This is a genomic window from Bacteroidia bacterium (assembly GCA_019695265.1).
Classification (GTDB): domain Bacteria; phylum Bacteroidota; class Bacteroidia; order JAIBAJ01; family JAIBAJ01; genus JAIBAJ01.
The window spans coordinates 1-16762 of sequence record JAIBAJ010000079.1 but is presented as its reverse complement, the minus strand read 5'-3'; the positions used below and the strand labels follow the sequence as shown (position 1 = coordinate 16762).

Sequence of the window (16762 nt, the reverse complement as noted above, 5' to 3'; positions counted from 1 at the left end):
TCGTTGCCCGAGGGTGCAACCCCAAACCCTGGTTTTTTGGTCTCTGTGTTAGTTAGCACCCCGGCTATGGTATGAAAGGGAAAGTCAGGTTAGTACAAGCACAAAATCCAATTGCCCAGATGATAAAAAGTTGTTTTTAATAACCTGTTAGTCAATACCTTACCTGATTTTTTTTCTTGTAGGTATGGAAATCAGTGGCCTTTGGAGTCTTCATTCCAAAATAGTAAAACATGAAAAGGAACAGTATTCTATTAGCATTTGCTCTGATTTTTTGTTGGAGACTGGACGCTCAAAACCTCCAAATTCCGGTGGAGTCGGGTATTAATAAAGTAACCGTTTTTCGTTCGGGAGCCCAAGTTTTCCGCTCGGCAAAAGTCGATTTGCAAAAAGGTAGACAAGTATTGATTTTTAAAAATCTATCTCCTTTTTTAGAAGAAAACAGCATAGAGGTTACGGCCCAGGCTTCAGTTCAAATTGTGGGTGTAAAAAGCAAAAGCAACATTATGGATACCCTTACTGTGCAAGTCTCCGAACTGGAGCTGGAAAAGAAAATTGAACGATTAAAAGCCGATTTGGAACTGGAAATAGCCTTGTCGGATGTAAACCTAAAGGAAGAGGAGATGCTGATGAGAAACCAAACAATTTCAGGCAATAACGGACTAAAAACACAGGATTTGAGGGAAGCTATGGAATACTTCGGACAAAAGTTGGATGAGGTAAAGCGGAAAAGGCTGAATTCATTGAACAAAACCCAGGCATTAAAAGCCGAATTGGAAAAGCTGTATAAACTTTCACGGCAACAAAAGGCAGATCAGCAACGCTTGGTTTCCGAAATTTGGGTTGAAGTAGAGGTGAAGGAGGCCATGAAGGGCAATTTTGCTTTGAGTTACAAGGTAAAAAATGCCAGTTGGAGTATCTCGTACGACCTCCGTATGAAGGATGTTCAATCGCCTTTGATTATGGTTTACAATGCAAAAATTATTCAAAATACGGGCGAAGATTGGAACCAGGTAAAACTCAACCTAAGCACCGATAATCCTAATCAGCCCAATCAGGCCCCGGTGCTAAGTCCTTGGTACCTGGGACAAAATCCGCCTAGGCCCAATCCGGCATTTGTCGAAACCCAATTAAATCACATCAAAGGTAGGGTGCTCGACGCTTTAACCAAAGAAACCTTGATAGGCGCTAATGTGCTATTAATGCGTAACGGCAATACTTTAGCCGGAGTTACCACCGACATCGATGGAAATTTTTCAATTTCCTCTACTTTAGGAGGCACTTCCTTAGTACTGAGTTACATTGGGTATGATCGTTTGGAATTGCCTATTACAAATTCAGTGGTAATTGCTGAGATGAGGCCAAATCATCAGGAATTAAAAGCATTAACTATTAGCAGTTCCAAAGAAAGAAACAGTAGTAGCATGGACATGGCATATTCTACCACTGCCGGTGTTTCGATGATTTCAGCCATAGAAACCAATAGCTATAGCAAGCCGGTAATTACACATACCATTCCGTTTAACGAATCAGACCTTAGCAATGCCATAGTGTACGAAATAGAGTTGCCTTATACTATTAAGGCCAATGGTGAAGAAACCAAAGTAGCCTACAAAGAAGCAGAAATTCCTTGCTTTTACGAATATAAAGTAATCCCTAAGTTGGATTTAAATGTGTTTTTACAGGCACATTTGCCTAACTGGGAAAGCCTGGAGCTTACCGATGGAGAAATGAATCTTTACCTGTATGGAACCTTTAAAGGAAGAACCTATTTAAAAGTTCAAGGTGTAACCCAGGACACCCTGGATATTTCGATGGGAGTGGATAAAAATATCGCTGTAAGTCGGAAAAATCTGAGAAATTACAAAAAGAAGGAATTTATGTCATCAGATAGAACCGAGGAAAGAGCCTATCAAATTAGTGTGAAAAACGGAAAATCGCTACCTATCCATTTAACCGTAATTGATCAGGTTCCGGTTTCTCCTTACGAAGGTTTGAAAGTTGACAAAGTAGTGGCCGAAGGGGCTAAACAAAACAATAAAACCGGGGAGTTAAAATGGAATCTGGATTTGGAACCCGGTAATTCCAGACTCTTTGAATTTTCTTATCAACTAAAAGTTCCCAAGAACTTCCAATTGTTGGAATAATCACCTACACCAAAAACCTTACTTTTACGTTCTGAACCCCCCATTTTCGGAATCAGAACGTGACCCGGCTGTTAATTTTTACCTTCTTTTTATTTCCATTGGGAGTTTGGTCTCAAGTGGTGGATACCCGGCGATTGGTTAATTTCGATACTTCAAAGGATACGGTTCAACTTGACAGTTTAAGTATTAATCCGGAAAGTTTTGTTGTGGTTAGAAAAAATGGAAAACCCTTTCCTAAATCGGTTTACAAACTCGACTTTGACAAGGCACAGTTGATCTTTATTCGAAGCAAGTTCAAGGAAGAAAATTTATTTACCATCACTCCATTGGTGGCAAGTTTCAGGGTCTTTCCAATCAATTTTTCCAAACCGCTTTATCACAAAGATGCCTCCAGCTTAAAAAGAAACAGGGAAGGAGAATTTAATCCATTCAATTTCACCTACGATGAAAAATCGAAAACCGATGATTTCTTTTCCATGCAAGGGTTGAATAAGAATGGTTCCATAAGCCGAGGTATCACCGTTGGAAATACCCAGGACGTAGTGGTTAACTCTTCCCTGAACCTACAACTTTCCGGCAAAATATCAGAGAATATTGAGTTGTTGGCAGCCATAACCGATAATAATGTGCCGGTGCAACCCGACGGAAATACCCAACAACTACAGGATTTTGACCAGGTTTATATTCAATTATTCGAAGGCACTAAATGGAAAGTTATTGCCGGCGATTTTCAGTTGCAAAAACCCAATACCTACTTTATGAGCTTTTACAAGAGAGCTCAAGGCTTAAGTGTTTCCTCTGTTTTGGATTTACGAAAGCCTGAAAAGAAGAAAGAAGGAAATCCACCTTTGCAATTAATGCTTACAGGAAGTGGAGCTATTTCACGTGGTAAATTTAAACGTCAATTAATTCAGGGGATTGAAGGCAACCAGGGTCCTTATCAACTAACCGGAAATGATGGAGAAATTTATATCATTGTCCTGGCTGGAACCGAACGTGTTTTTATTGATGGACAACAGCTTACCCGAGGGCAATCCAACGATTATATTATCGATTACAATACGGCAAGCATCAAGTTTACACCTAAAAACCTCATAACCAAAGACCGAAGAATTATTGTAGAATTTCAATATTCCGACAAAAATTACAGCAGAACCTTGCTCCATGTTGGTTCCGAATTGCAGGCCGGAAAATGGAAGGCAAGAGTAAATTTTTACAATGAACAAGATGCAAAAAACCAACCCCTGCAACAGGAATTAAATACCGAAGCCAAAGAGCTAATGAGCCAGATTGGAGATAGTATTCAACTTGCATTGGTTCCTTCAGCCGATTCGGTTGCCTTTTCAAACAGTGAAGTATTGTACCGCCAATCCGATACCACGGTTACCTATTTAAACGGTGCATCCGTAAGTGCCCAGGTATATGTTTACAGCAGCGATAGTACAGTTGCCAAATACAGACTAAGATTTACCGATGTGGGTTTGGGAAATGGAGACTATTTACAACAAACCTCTACCAGTGCCAATGGACGAGTTTTTTATTGGATAGCACCCGATAGCCTGGGCAACCGCCAAGGTAGGTTTGCTGCAGTTCAACTTCTTGTTACACCCAAACAAACCCAAATGCTCGATGTTGGTGTGGATTATGCCATTAGCAAAAACTCAGGCCTAAGCGTCGAAGCGGCCATGAGCAATGTCGATCCCAATACCTTCTCCACCATTGATAACCGTGACAATACCGGTTTTGCCGGTAAATTGGTTTACCACCATGATTTTCCGCTGGGTAAAAAAGATTCAGCAACTATCGTGCTTAAAACAGGTGCAAACTTCGAATATACCGGCGAACAATTTAGGCCCATTGAACGATTTAGAACGGTTGAATTTGAGCGTGACTGGAATTTGCTGAATGTAAAAACCTACCAAAATCAATATATTTCCGGAGTAAAATTGGGGGCAGATATTCGGAAATGGGGGGAAGCTTTGTACCAATTTAAAAACTTTATAAATGAAGATGTCTTCAAGGCCTACCAACACCTGGCTTCAGCGAATTTGGATAAATTGGGTTTTCACCTGGATTTTAAGGCTAGTTTTATTCAGTCGGATGGACTGTTGGTTAACAACCAATTTAATCGTTACATCGGCACCTTGAGTAAACAATTCAAATGGATTGCATTGGGTATACGCGATGAGTTGGAAGATAACCGTTTCCGAAAACCCGGGCTTGATAGTTTAAACGCTACCAGCTACTATTTCAACGACCGAACCTTCTTTATCACCTCTCCCGATTCAGCAAAAAATCGCTTCGGAATCAGTTACCGCCGCCGAATGGACAAACGACCCAGGGGCTCAGAGTTGGTGCCGGCCGACTTAAGCCATAACATTAGCTTAAGTGTGGATTTAAACTCGAATCCTAACCACAACTTTAAACTAACCTCCACCTTCCGTCGATTAGCCATTTTAGATAGTGCCTTAAGCCGTACCGATACACTGGTTAAAAGTCAGAAATACTTCGATAACCTGGTTAATCGGATTGAATATTCCTGGAGAGTATTAAAAGGTGTAATTCAAAGTTCCACCTTCTTTGAGGTTGGAAGTGGACTGGAACTGCAAAGGCAATACCAATATTCTAAAGTTACTGCCGGTTTGGGGCAATATGTTTGGAGAGACTATAACCAGGATGGAATACAACAATTGGATGAATTCCCGGTTGCCGTTTTTCCGAATGAGGCGGAATATATCAGGGTCTCGGTTCCTTCTAACACGTATTCAAAAACCTATTCTAACCAATTTAATCAAACCTTCAACATAACCCCTTCCATTGTTTGGAGCACTAAAAAAGGTTTTCGAAAATTCGTTTCCAGGTTTAATACCCAAACTATCTTCAGTACCGACCGAAAAACGGGTCAGGAAGATTTTTGGAGTTCCCTGAATCCTTTTCGAGGAAATGTCTTGGATAGTTCCCTGCGAAGCATCAATTCCTCTTTTCGAAATACCCTGTTCTTCAACCGAAGCAGCAGCAAATTCGGTATGGATTATAGCTTCCAATCTGTAAGTAACAAAACCTTATTGGTCAATGGTTTTGAAAGTAGAAGCACTTCTTTTCATCAACTGGGAAGCAGGTGGAATTTTACCAGACGTTTTACCCTAAACATGAGTTATAAGGATGGCAGAAAGGTGAATAAACAACAGTTTTTACAAACGAATAGCTATGATTTGCACTATTTTGAACTGGAGCCTAAATTAACCTGGCAACCCGGAGCAGCTTTTCGCTGGAGTGTGAACTTTAGGTACAGTCAGAAACGCAACCGAAGCGAATTGGCTGAGGCCGCATTTGTACGTAACATAGGAACTGAATTGAAGTTCAACATGGTGTCGAAAGGTAGTTTCAATATGCAATTCAATTACCTGAACATCTCGTTTAACGGAAGTAAAAATAGTAACCTGGGTTATGAAATGTTAGAAGCCCTTCAACCCGGTTTGAACTTTACCTGGGCAGCAGGTTGGCAAACCAATATCGGTAAAAATATGCAGTTCAATTTAACCTATAACGGCCGCAAAAGTGAAGGTGCAAAGGCCATTCATTCCGGAAATATGCAGGTTAGAGCCTATTTTTAAAACCAAATAATACCAATTTTAATTTATAAATAGTCCGAAGGCTTTTATAAATTTAGATTGGTAAGTACCGAGGATACAAAATGTTAGTCCGATTTTTCAAGAAAATTTAAGCATAAAATTGGACTATACATTTTGTCCATTCGGTATAAATGCCGAGTATACAGTATGTTAGGCTTATTTTTCAATCGGAATTAATACCTAAAATTGGACTAAACTTAATGTACATTCGGTATAATTCTGCTTCACATAAAGGTTCCAAGGCTAATCCTGTTTTAAAACTGACTTATTATACCGAAGTGGATTTTAGCTGCCCGAATTTGACTGAGTTTGCCAAATTGGCTACCTAAGGCATAGTTTAAAGTAAAAATGCCAAGCTTGGTCTCAAAACTTATTCCCGCACCAAATCCATATGGGGTATCTCTCAGATAGCGATTGGGCGTGTTTCGTTCATACCAAGCCCCATCGAAAAAGCCATAAAAATAGGAATTGGTCTCGAGCAGAAAGCGATACTCTATGGTTCCAATACCATACGAGGATACAAAAATACTTTCTTCGTCGAAACCTCGCAAGGTGCGTAATCCTCCAATCCGGTATAGTTCGTTTTGAAACAATTGTTCATTGTACATGGTTGCGCCTTGTAAACGGGTTTTTATAACATGTCTTTTGCCTAATGGGAAATAATATTCCAGGTTTACATCGCTGTTAATTTGAATGGTTTTAAGTTGAAGACTATCATATATTTCGGGGTTCAAACCTGGATTTTGTTTGATGGTTTTATTTCCTGCCCCGGCATTCCAGGCAATTTTATACCCTCGTCTTGGATTTAACCGGTAATCAACATGATCAAATTTTACTCCTAAGCCATACAGAATCAATCGGGTATCGGCATTTTGTGGTAAGGTGGTAAGGTTCTCCAATCCTACCGTGCTTAACAAGGAGGAGGAACGACTTTCCAGAAAAACTTTGAGGAAATTTCCTCCAACCAGCATGTATTGTACTCCAATGTTGTTGTTGAAGTTAAGAAAGGTAGTATCTCGTTTATACAAATCAAGTTTATAATCCAGTCCGAATGGAGTAGCAAATAAGTAAGGATAGGCCAGGTTTACTTTGAGATCCTGGGTTTGGGCTTGTAATTTTCTCCAGCGTAAATCAATAAGTTCCCCTCTTCCAAAGGCGCTTTGCAGGCGTAAATTCAATTCACCTGTCAGCAATACTTTTCCCGATTTGCTATTATCAGGTAATACACCCAATATGCCATCAAATTGCGATGCTTTTTTGTCTTCGAGGTAAAGGGTAATAACGGTGGTTTTCTCATAAAACCTGGCTGAAGGTGGAGCGGATTCTTTTACAAAGGCCAGTTCCCTGATGCGTGCAGAAATCCTGGCAATTTTACTTTCATCGTACTCGTCTCCCGGTCGAATTCCCAGGTAATTTTTCATATAAGCAGCCTTTATCTTAGTCTTTCCCTTAATTGTTAAACTGTCAATGGCGTACATTTGGTTTCGGTCTACCATTAATGCGGCTGAAAGTGCCCCATTAATAGCTAATAAACTATCAAGCCTGACCGATGCAAAGGGATAGCCATTGTTTTCGGCTTGTTTTACTATGGCATCCTGAATTCTTAATACTTCGGTGTAGTCAAAAGGTCTGTTTTTGTAAATCCTTTCCCTAAATCCTGTTTTGGCCAACCATCCTTCATCTACATTTCCGGCCGAAAGAAAGGCCCATTTATACAAATATCCGGTTCGAATCCAAGCCTTGGTTTGAATAGAATCAGAAACCAGACTGTCTAAGCTGCAAGCTAGATAGGCTTTGGTTTGAAGAAGTTTTACCATGGAAAAGATGCGCTCTTTTGCCTGGGCTTGATTCTTCGCGTAAGAATTGGTATCGATCAGCCCTGCGAACTGCTTTGAACTTAGGCAAGTGTCTGATTGAAAAATCTGTATTCGGTGCTGCTGCCCAAAGGATGAAAGGCAAATCAACCAGAAAAGTGGTAAAACTATGGGTAATCCCTTGTTTTTCAAAACCTGAACAATTAAGGTATCCTTTCCGGAGGCAGCTTGGCTTGGTAGGCTGTCATCCTTCAGATTGAACAAAAGTACCAAAGAATTCCGCTAGCGGTAAGCCGGACACTCGCTTTCTTTTTTTCCTCCTCTTCGTTTACAAGCCGGATTTTTGTAAATGGAGAATTTTAGGTGGAAATAGATATCTAACCCATACACATTGGAACGATAAATAAGAGGCATAATTCGATCAGAACCAATGATTAACATGTTATTTATCCTCACCTGAAGCCCGAATTGGGGGTATTGAAAATCCCATAAGGAAAGTGGGAGCGATACTTCCCAACGTTTGCGTTCGTACCTGGGTACTATAGCAAATAAGGCGCCTCTTCTAACATTGTTTCCTAACCTTGGACCGTACATGGCGGTGGCATTGATGAAAAAATTGTTTTCAAAATTGTAATCAAATTGAACCGATGCAGCCATGGGCAACCAGGCTTTGAACTGAGGTTCTTTGACAACTGTTCCATGAGAATTAAACCTCGCATTAATTAAAGAATCAACACCACTATATCCTTTTATTCCGGTAGAATCGTATTTATACCAGGTGGAACCTTCGTTGGTAAAATCCTGGAAGGATGCACCTTGGTTAAAATTGATGTAGCCAATGTCTAAAACAGAAACCCCAACTTTCCATTTGTAGTCCACCTTTTTGCAACCACCGCGTTTGGTGTTGGGCCGGTAACGGGTCACATCTTCCAACATGTGTTTGTATTCAAATCCCAAATCAAGTCCCCAACCTTTTCCTGAACCAAATGCCGGAGCAGCTTGCTGAACCTGTCCCGAAAAGTTATAAAATTCCAAGGTAGTACTGTCTTTAACTTCATAAGTAAGGTTTTCCATATTTAAACCAATCGCATTAATTCCGGTCAGGTAACGGATATTAACTCCGGCACTCATCATGGTATGGTTTTTCTGCAAAAAAATTAAACCATAACTTAATCCGTATTCTACCCAGGTTAAACTATTTACATATTGATTGTTGAGGTTGTATTCCTGACGCAATTGCGGATAGTACTTAAACCCTTCGAATATGTGTTTGGCCAAGGGCAATTCTAACTTAACAGAGGTATAGCTGCGGGCCCTGGTAAACAAGCCAATTGAATGTTGTCCCCAACTTAAATGAACCGATGGCCCTGTAACATTCAATGCTACCTGGGCCGTTTTGTAAACCGGTTTAATATTGTCGGATAATTCCGGAAATCCAGTATTGATATTTTTCCATAAATAAAAATCCTTGGCGGCATAATGAACATAATTATTATGCACAAAAAGGTCCAAACCAATAATATTTACATCTATAAACATTTTGGAATCGCAACCTTTGGCCGGATTTAAAAACAGGCCTTGTACACCGGAATAATTAGAGGCCGTGTAACCGATTTCTTCCTGAGCAATTCCCTTTGGAAGTCCGCTCAAATAGAGAACCACCACCAGCAAGAGTGATACAATGGGAGCGTTAGGTGATATTTTGGAATAGAGCACAGACAAAGACTTGGTTTACAAAATAACCGAAAAGTCGAATGGAAAATTGTGTTTCAAAAGGGGGGCTAAGGTAATCACTTTGATTGGGTTATCCGGAAATGGTTTAAAGTCTTTGCTTGGAATTTTCAACCAAACTATTTTTTGGTGCTGATGCGTTTGCGAATTCGAGATAAGGAGATGTGGGTAATTCCCAGGAAGGAAGCGAGGTGTTTCTGTGGAACTCGTTGCAACAAAAATGGTTTTTCCTTTAGTAAGCGAATGTAGCGTTCCTCCGGACTATTCAAGGTGAAATCGTCGATACGTTTGATGGCTTCCACAAAGGCTTGTTCTAAAAAGGTTAGATGAGCCTGCAGTAACCTTGGATTTTTCTGGGTTAATTTGGTAAAATCATGGTAGTTGATCACAACCATGGTTGTAGGTTCCAATGCTTCTACATTTTCTTTGGCAGGTTGGTTATGAAAAATACAATTGTAACCTCCTACAATCTCACCTTCCCAGGAAAACAAAACTGTTTTCTCATCACCGTTTTCGGTAAAGTGGAAATTCCTTAATAAACCTTCCAGAACTAAGGCTAGTTTATAGGTTAAATCGCCTTCCCTAATAAATACTTCACCCGCTTTCAGTTGCTTCAATTCAAGAATTTCAGCCACTTGCTGCAAATCCTGTTCGGTTAAAAAGGAAAAACGGGTGGATACAAAATTTTGGAAGTCAACCATAATTTCAAAGGATTATGCAATAGTACATTATTTCAAGATTATCACCTCAGGTAAATGCGCACTTTGGGTAAGCTTTTTTACTCTTTCACCCATTTCTGAACCCAAGGATTGGACCCGCCTTCTATGCTAAGTATCCACATTCCGGATGGCAGTTGTTCCAATGAAAAAGCTTGGTTTGCTACCAATTTTTGCTTCAGAAAAACCCTGCCGCTTAAATCACTGATTCGCAATTCGTTGCCTGACTGATCGGGTTGTTGCAGTGTAATATGAGTTGTTGTAAGTAAAACTCCCTTGTTTAGCTTGTTTTTCTCCTCAACAGAGCTAGTGCACATCAATTGATTAAGTATGCCCCACACTTCATTATCTAAAATCAAAGGAACTAATTGGTTGGGTGTTGCTGCATTGCCCATTCGAATCCAAACCAAATCCTGGCTTGGAACTACATGAATTTTTTGATCATTTTTCCCTAAAGCACAAAACAAATCGGTTGGCCCATTAGGAATTATTGATCCGGTGAAATTTATTTGTGACTGGGGAACCATAAAGCCTGACTTGCCATTTAACCACCACAAATAGCCATAGGAAGGATTGATGGCTTGTGAAGTGTTGGTCATTTCGGTAAAGTAATTCATGTCTTTTAAAACCGAATCACCATTCCAAACACCTTTTCCAAGTGCAAGTAATCCATAGCGCGCCATGGATCGGGCATTGGAAAAGTATACATTGTTATATCCGTTTTGAACATACAAACCGCTCATTCCGGTTTTAACTTTTACCCTGGTTTGTAAAAAGGAATTGAGATTAAGTCCGGTAGCACTCTGAATTACTCCATCGAGCAAGGTATAAGGTGCATTGTGATAGGCCCATCTGCTGCCGGCATCGGCCAGATAAACCAAGCAAGAATCGCTTGTGCAGTCGGAATTGGGTACTCCATCGTCCAGGCCGGTAGTCATGCTAAGCTGGTGGCGGACTGTAATTAAATTTTCTTTGGCTAATGGTGCTGAGGTCCACCCTTGCCCAAGGTACTCCGAGCTTAAATCGTTGATGGATAAATAGCCTTCCTGCTGGGCGATTCCAACCAACATGGAAGTCAGACTTTTCCCTGCTGAAGCCCAATACCATAAACTATCCTTTGTAAACGTTCCAAAATACTTTTCATGTACTATTTTGCCATGTTTCAGCAATATAAAGGCTTTGGAATTTCGTTCTAATAAAAGGTTGTCCAGACTATCGAGGAAATTGGTGCACCAGCCTAAACTTTCCGGCGAGAGGGTATCCCATTGGTTACCACTTAAGGGTGGGAAGTATAAATTCTGACCATTCGATTCGAATCGGAACAGGATGGCGAAAACCAGGAGTAGTAGTTTTTTCAAGGTTAGATGATTTTAGGCAAAGAAATACTATTTACCATTAAACTAATTTAAACCTAACAAAATCATTCGTAAGTGTGTAAATACGAATGATTTGATGTAGTTAAATTTAACCTGGAATCTTCTATAGAAATCGTTCTGAAATTCTTGTGTTTGAAGTGGTTCGAAGTCGAAATAGAATTCTATTGCAGATTTTGTGTAATGAAGCAATTATTCCGGACTTGCACCCTCGGGCAACGATAGAGGCAAGTAGCTCCAAGCCAAACAGGCAATAGCGGGGGCGGCTTGGACTACAGACGATAGCGTGACCTGAAGCCCGGTGCAGGAAGGTAGAGGTTTATGCACTAGGCTAGCCGGGCGAAAGGGGCCCGCCAAATAAAGACCAACGGAATGCCTGAAATGGGTTTTCGAAAAGAAAAATTAGAACGAGTAAATATCTTTGTATTTGGTGCGGGCATACTCCATGAAATGATTGAAGTTAAGCCCTTCGCCGGTTACACGCACACAGGTTTCCTCGCTGTTGTAAGTTCGGCCATGAGTGTGGATATTATCTCTAAGCCATTGTAAAAGTTTCTTCATTTCGTCTTCGCCAATGTGGTGTGCCAACTCCGGAATATCTTTTTTGGCCTTAGCGAAGAATTGTGCGGCATAAAAACTTCCGATGGAGTAGGTGGGGAAATAACCCATGCTACCATGGCTCCAGTGAATATCTTGCAAAATTCCCTGGGCATCATTGGGTACATCCAAATCCAGGTATTCCTTGTATTTTTGGTTCCAAAGTTTGGGTAAGTCATTGACGCTGACCGACTTCTCCAACATCATTTTTTCAAGCTCGAAGCGAATTAAAATGTGGAAATGGTAGGTTAACTCGTCGGCATTGGTGCGAATGAGACTTGGTTTTACAATGTTCATAGCCTTGTAAAAATCTTGCACACCTACGTTGGATAATTGCTGAGGAAACAGTTGTTGTAACTCCGGGAAATTGGCCTTCCAGAAGGCCAGGCTGCGTCCAACATTGTTTTCCCACAACCGACTTTGGCTTTCGTGAATTCCCAACGAAATGGATTCACCGGAAGGCAATCCGTATTCATCATCCGGAATACCTTGTTCGTACAAAGCGTGTCCACCTTCGTGAATGGTACTCCAAATCATTTCATTGAGGTCGTTGGTATTGATGCGGGTGGTTACCCTAACATCGTTGGAGCCAAAGTTGATGGTAAAAGGATGGGTGGAAATGTCCTGCCTGCCTGCTTCAAAATCGTAACCAATTTTACGTAATAATTCAATTCCGAAATCCCATTGTGCCCCCCGGTCAAAGTCCTGAAACATGAAGGAATCGGGGTTTTGAGGGCGATTAAAAACTTGTTTAATGAAAGGCACCAGGCGGGTTTTTACATCCCAGAAAATATTCTCTAAATCCTTGGTTTTGCAACCCGGTTCATAGGAGTCCAGTAAGGCATCGTAAGGATGCATGGTATAACCACTAAGCTCAGCTTCCTTGCGTTTAAGTTCAATAATTTTTTCGAGTGCCGGAGCAAATATTTCGAAACGATTGTGTTGTTTGGCTTGTTGCCATTTCACAAAGCCGTCGGAGGTTGCCAGGGAAAGTTCTTCGACAAATTCAGAAGGAAATTTCTTTTTCTTTTCGTAATCCTTCAGGCTTAACTTCACATTGCGGTATTCCTTCCAGCTCAGGGATTTATCTTCGGAGAGTTTTTGCAATAAATTTCCAAATTCCGGATCAATAAACAGTTCATGACTTATTCCGGACAAAGCCGCCATTTGTTGTCCACGGCGATTGCTTCCTTTTTCGGGCATACAAACTTCCAGGTCCCAATTTAAAACCGAAACAGAATAACTTACATCAGCAATTTTGGCTAATTGCTTACGGTAACGATCATACAAGCTAAGTTCAGACATATCAGATTATCAGCGGCAAAGCTATAGCGAATGAAAGAAGTATGCTAACTCAGAAAAGGGAAAGAATGAGTTTTTTTCCACAATGGCCGGTTTCCAAATTTGAAGAGTTGGAAAGGCTTACTGTGGAGTATTGATCTGCATTTGAACACCTGGAACATTGATTTGAATTCCGGGTTGAGGTGGGGCAGGAGCAGGAGCTTGTTGAATTATTACTTGCTGCTGAATTTTTTTGGGAGCCGCACTAGACCATCTCAAAACGGGTTGCCCTTTCTTGTTGGTGCGAATTTCATACACCACTGCTTCGGGATAGTTTCCGCTATTGGCCGCACTTTTGATTTGTAAAATGTTACGTTCAATTGGCTCCAGGTTGGTATCTTCAAAGAAAATTTTTGCCTTTACCCAATCGTTGTTTAGGTTTTCAATAAATACATTGGTTTGGGGCTGTTCATTCATTTTCATTCCATTGATGATGACTGTAAACTTCATTCCATCGCCGGAGAATATGGTTAAATCATGACCGATTTGCGCTTTTGAACTTAAAAATGGGAAAAGTATCAGCAGGGTAAAAACAAGCTTTTTCATAAATTTAGAAGGGTAATATTGACTTATTGGTCTGAAATTTTTAGTTTGTAAAAGTATTCGTAAATTTTTTCCTGGGAGCGGATTTCTTCTTCCTCTGCAGACCGTTCTTTAAATTGATTGGAAAGGTCGGGATCTAAAATTCTTGCTTTTACATTGTCGTTCCAAGAAATCTGAAAGGTATCCCAAAGTTCTCGTTTTACTTCTTCGTCGTAAATAGGACAAGCAACCTCGGCTCTTCCATCGAGGTTTCTGTTCATTAAATCGGCACTGCTAATGTAAAACCGGGGTTGGTCGTTGTTGGAAAAAATGAACAAGCGACTATGTTCTAAAAACCGATCTACAATGCTTATTCCTTCAATGTTTTCACTTACTCCGGGCACTCCGCACATAATGGAACACATGCCTCGAATGATTAGTTTAACCTTTACACCGGCCTGGCTGGCCTGGTAAAGTTTATGAATGAATTCAAGGTCAACCAGGTTGTTCACTTTTAACCAAATTCCGGCAACTTTTCCTTCTTTGGCATTGGAAATTTCCTGATCCACCAGGGCTAATAGCTTTTCGCGCATATAGAATGGCGAAACCAACAGGTGTTCGTAATGCCCGGATTTGTAGTTGTTTTCAAAAAAGGTAAATACTTTGCTAACCTCATTGGTTAATCGGCTATCGCAGGTAAACAGGCTGTGGTCGGTATAAACTTTGGAAGTGCTTTCGTTGAAATTCCCGGTACCAATTCGGGCATACAGCACTTCCTTCTTGCCTTCGATACGGGTTATGAGGAAAATTTTGGCATGAACCTTTAGTCCCGGAACACCAAAAATCACCTTGGCACCTTCTTCTTGCAGCAATTGTGCCCAGTATAGGTTGTTTTCCTCATCAAACCGGGCTTGTAATTCCACTACAACGGTAACGTGTTTCCCGTTTCGAATGGCGTTTATTAAGGAATTCACAATGTTGGAGTTCCTGGCCACCCTGTACAAGGTAATTTTAATTTCTGTCACTTTGGGGTCAATGGCCGCTTCCCGCAAAACATCTACCAAATGTTGAAAAGATTGATACGGGTATGAAAGCAAAACATCCCGCTTTTTCAGGGCCTCAAACATACTCACCTGGTTTAGTAATGCCGGATGCGACAAGGTGGGTAATTTGGTATATTTCATTTCCGGAGATCCAACATCCGGAAAATCCATTAAATCTTTGAAATTATGGTACCTGCCACCCGGAATCAGGGCACTGCTGGATGGTATTTGCAAGCGCTTGGTCAGGTATTTAACCATTTCCCTGGGCATATTGCTGTCGTAAACAAACCTTACCGGAATCCCTTTTTTACGGTCTTTCAGGCTGTTCGACATGGTTTCCACAATGCTTTTCGACATATCTACATCTACCTCCATCTCTGCATCCCGGGTCAGTTTAATGGTATAAGCCTCAAACTTATCGTAATTGAACAAGGCAAATATTTCATCCAGGCAGAATCGGATTACATCATCCAACAAAATGATATACTTCCTGTTTTCTTTGCAAGGCAATAAAACAAACCTCGACAAAACTTTGGATGGTATTTCAATTAAAGCATGCATCGCTTTTTTGTCCCCTTCAATCCTACTCATCCTCACAAACAAAAAAATCGATTTGTCCCGTAAATACGGCGATCCGGGCGCAGTATCCAACATAATGGGTACCAATACCGGACGCACTTGGTTTTGAAAATAAGTCTTTACCTGAATACGCTGTTGCTCATTCAAATTGGTTTCATTGATGATAAAGATTTCATTCTTGGCCAGCTCCGAAACCAGTTGTTGGTAAATAACATCGCTCTTGCGCTGCTGCACCAATACCATTTGCTGTATTCGTTCTAAAATCTGTTCCGGATTGCCAAAAGTGATGCTCTCGGCCTTCTTTCCAACCTGCATCATTCGCCTTAAATTGGCCACCCTAACCCTAAAAAACTCATCCCGGTTATTGGAATAAATTCCCAAAAAGCGAATTCGCTCAATTAAAGGCACCCGAGGATTTTCAGCCTCTTGTAATACTCGTTCATTAAACGATAACCAGGATATTTCCCGGTTTATCAAAAAGGTTTCCTCTTGCTTTTTTGCTTTTTTCATGGATTCACAACCGACAAAGATACCATTCACTCCAAGGTATTTTCTTCCCTATCTATTGCTTATTCCCCAACCGAATGTTTATTACTTCAAATGGATTGGCTCGGCCCGTATTATGACCATTTCAATTCAACCCAAATCTGTTTTGGAAATCGTTAGGATGCTTTTAAAAATAATAAGGATAGGGATTTCAGGTTGTGAAAAGGTGATTATCAAAATGGTTTTGGGCTTTTCCCAAACAACATTGTTGTATAATCCTATCCAACCCTCAGACTTTATTTAAAGCCATTTATCACAAAATTGTCATTTGAAACGAAGTGAACAAATGACAAGCGCGATGGGATGTGGGATGATTGGGGTTAATCCCGAGCTAGTGTTAGTTAGTGCCGAGGATTCATTATGTTATAACAATTTTACATAAGAAAACTAATATATAAATTGATATTACATAATGTTCTCTAGGTAAAAATTACTTGAAAGCCATCCTATCACTTGTCTCGAAACGTAGTTTAAAATTTCTATTGACAATTTCCATCTAACTAGTATTTAAGTCGTTGTATTTCAGGCATTTGAAATAAATTGAATTTTCTTTTTGAAGAAAGATTAAATAATGGAACAATGATTTTTATAACTGAGTAAGCCCTTGCACAAAAGCCTGTTAGAACGCCGTGCGTTGGCCTGGCTCAGCACGGGGCGCGCCGCGGCTGTGAATTGATGTTCCCTTGAAAAACTTGCAATGTCGTAGGCCTTCCGAGTACAAAAG

General features: G+C 40.5%; 10 protein-coding genes. 3 read left to right on the top strand and 7 right to left on the bottom strand.

Going from position 1 to position 16762, the window contains the following annotated elements:
- Positions 1-230: 230 nt before the first annotated feature.
- Positions 231-2144, top strand: coding sequence for a mucoidy inhibitor MuiA family protein (locus K1X82_11285; GenBank protein ID MBX7182690.1), 1914 nt, complete (start codon positions 231-233; stop codon positions 2142-2144).
- 59 nt (positions 2145-2203) lie between these two features.
- Positions 2204-5758 carry a hypothetical protein gene (locus K1X82_11280; GenBank protein ID MBX7182689.1) on the top strand — a complete coding sequence of 1185 codons (3555 nt, stop codon included), beginning with the start codon at positions 2204-2206 and terminating at the stop codon, positions 5756-5758.
- 272 nt (positions 5759-6030) lie between these two features.
- Here K1X82_11280 and K1X82_11275 read toward each other — a convergent pair whose 3' ends face one another.
- The 7 genes from K1X82_11275 to ppk1 all read right to left on the bottom strand — a co-directional run bounded on the left by K1X82_11275 (position 6031) and on the right by ppk1 (position 16002).
- On the bottom strand, positions 6031-7854 hold the full coding sequence (locus K1X82_11275) for a hypothetical protein (protein MBX7182688.1): 1824 nt from the start codon (positions 7852-7854) through the stop codon (positions 6031-6033).
- Between the two features lie 18 nt (positions 7855-7872).
- Complete coding sequence (locus tag K1X82_11270; GenBank protein MBX7182687.1) at positions 7873-9312, bottom strand: hypothetical protein; 1440 nt, start codon at positions 9310-9312, stop codon at positions 7873-7875.
- Between the two features lie 128 nt (positions 9313-9440).
- The gene (locus tag K1X82_11265; protein MBX7182686.1) at positions 9441-10022 is read right to left on the bottom strand and encodes a Crp/Fnr family transcriptional regulator; all 582 of its coding nucleotides are present in this window, start codon (positions 10020-10022) and stop codon (positions 9441-9443) included.
- Positions 10023-10099: 77 nt separating this feature from the next.
- Positions 10100-11395, bottom strand: coding sequence for a serine hydrolase (locus tag K1X82_11260; GenBank protein MBX7182685.1), 1296 nt, complete (start codon positions 11393-11395; stop codon positions 10100-10102).
- A gap of 417 nt (positions 11396-11812) precedes the next feature.
- The gene (locus K1X82_11255; GenBank protein MBX7182684.1) at positions 11813-13312 is read right to left on the bottom strand and encodes a carboxypeptidase M32; all 1500 of its coding nucleotides are present in this window, start codon (positions 13310-13312) and stop codon (positions 11813-11815) included.
- A gap of 117 nt (positions 13313-13429) precedes the next feature.
- The gene (locus K1X82_11250) at positions 13430-13894 is read right to left on the bottom strand and encodes a hypothetical protein (GenBank protein ID MBX7182683.1); all 465 of its coding nucleotides are present in this window, start codon (positions 13892-13894) and stop codon (positions 13430-13432) included.
- Positions 13895-13917: 23 nt separating this feature from the next.
- Entirely contained in the window at positions 13918-16002 is a 2085-nt protein-coding gene (gene ppk1, locus K1X82_11245) for a polyphosphate kinase 1 (GenBank protein ID MBX7182682.1), read from the bottom strand.
- Between ppk1 and K1X82_11240 the strand changes: the two genes are divergently transcribed.
- A complete protein-coding gene (locus K1X82_11240) occupies positions 16001-16282 on the top strand; it encodes a hypothetical protein (GenBank protein ID MBX7182681.1) in 282 nt (93 codons plus the stop codon). The two genes, ppk1 and K1X82_11240, sit on opposite strands and share 2 nt — an antisense overlap.
- Positions 16283-16762: the final 480 nt, after the last annotated feature.

Excerpts from the sequence above, each read along its gene's own strand:
- K1X82_11255 (MBX7182684.1), bottom strand. The coding sequence starts at position 13,312 with ATGTCTGAACTTAGCTTGTATGATCGTTACCGTAAGCAATTAGCCAAA.
- K1X82_11250 (MBX7182683.1), bottom strand. The coding sequence starts at position 13,894 with ATGAAAAAGCTTGTTTTTACCCTGCTGATACTTTTCCCATTTTTAAGT.
- ppk1 (MBX7182682.1), bottom strand. The coding sequence starts at position 16,002 with ATGAAAAAAGCAAAAAAGCAAGAGGAAACCTTTTTGATAAACCGGGAA.
- K1X82_11265 (MBX7182686.1), bottom strand. The coding sequence starts at position 10,022 with ATGGTTGACTTCCAAAATTTTGTATCCACCCGTTTTTCCTTTTTAACC.
- K1X82_11240 (MBX7182681.1), top strand. The coding sequence starts at position 16,001 with ATGGATTCACAACCGACAAAGATACCATTCACTCCAAGGTATTTTCTT.
- K1X82_11285 (MBX7182690.1), top strand. The coding sequence starts at position 231 with ATGAAAAGGAACAGTATTCTATTAGCATTTGCTCTGATTTTTTGTTGG.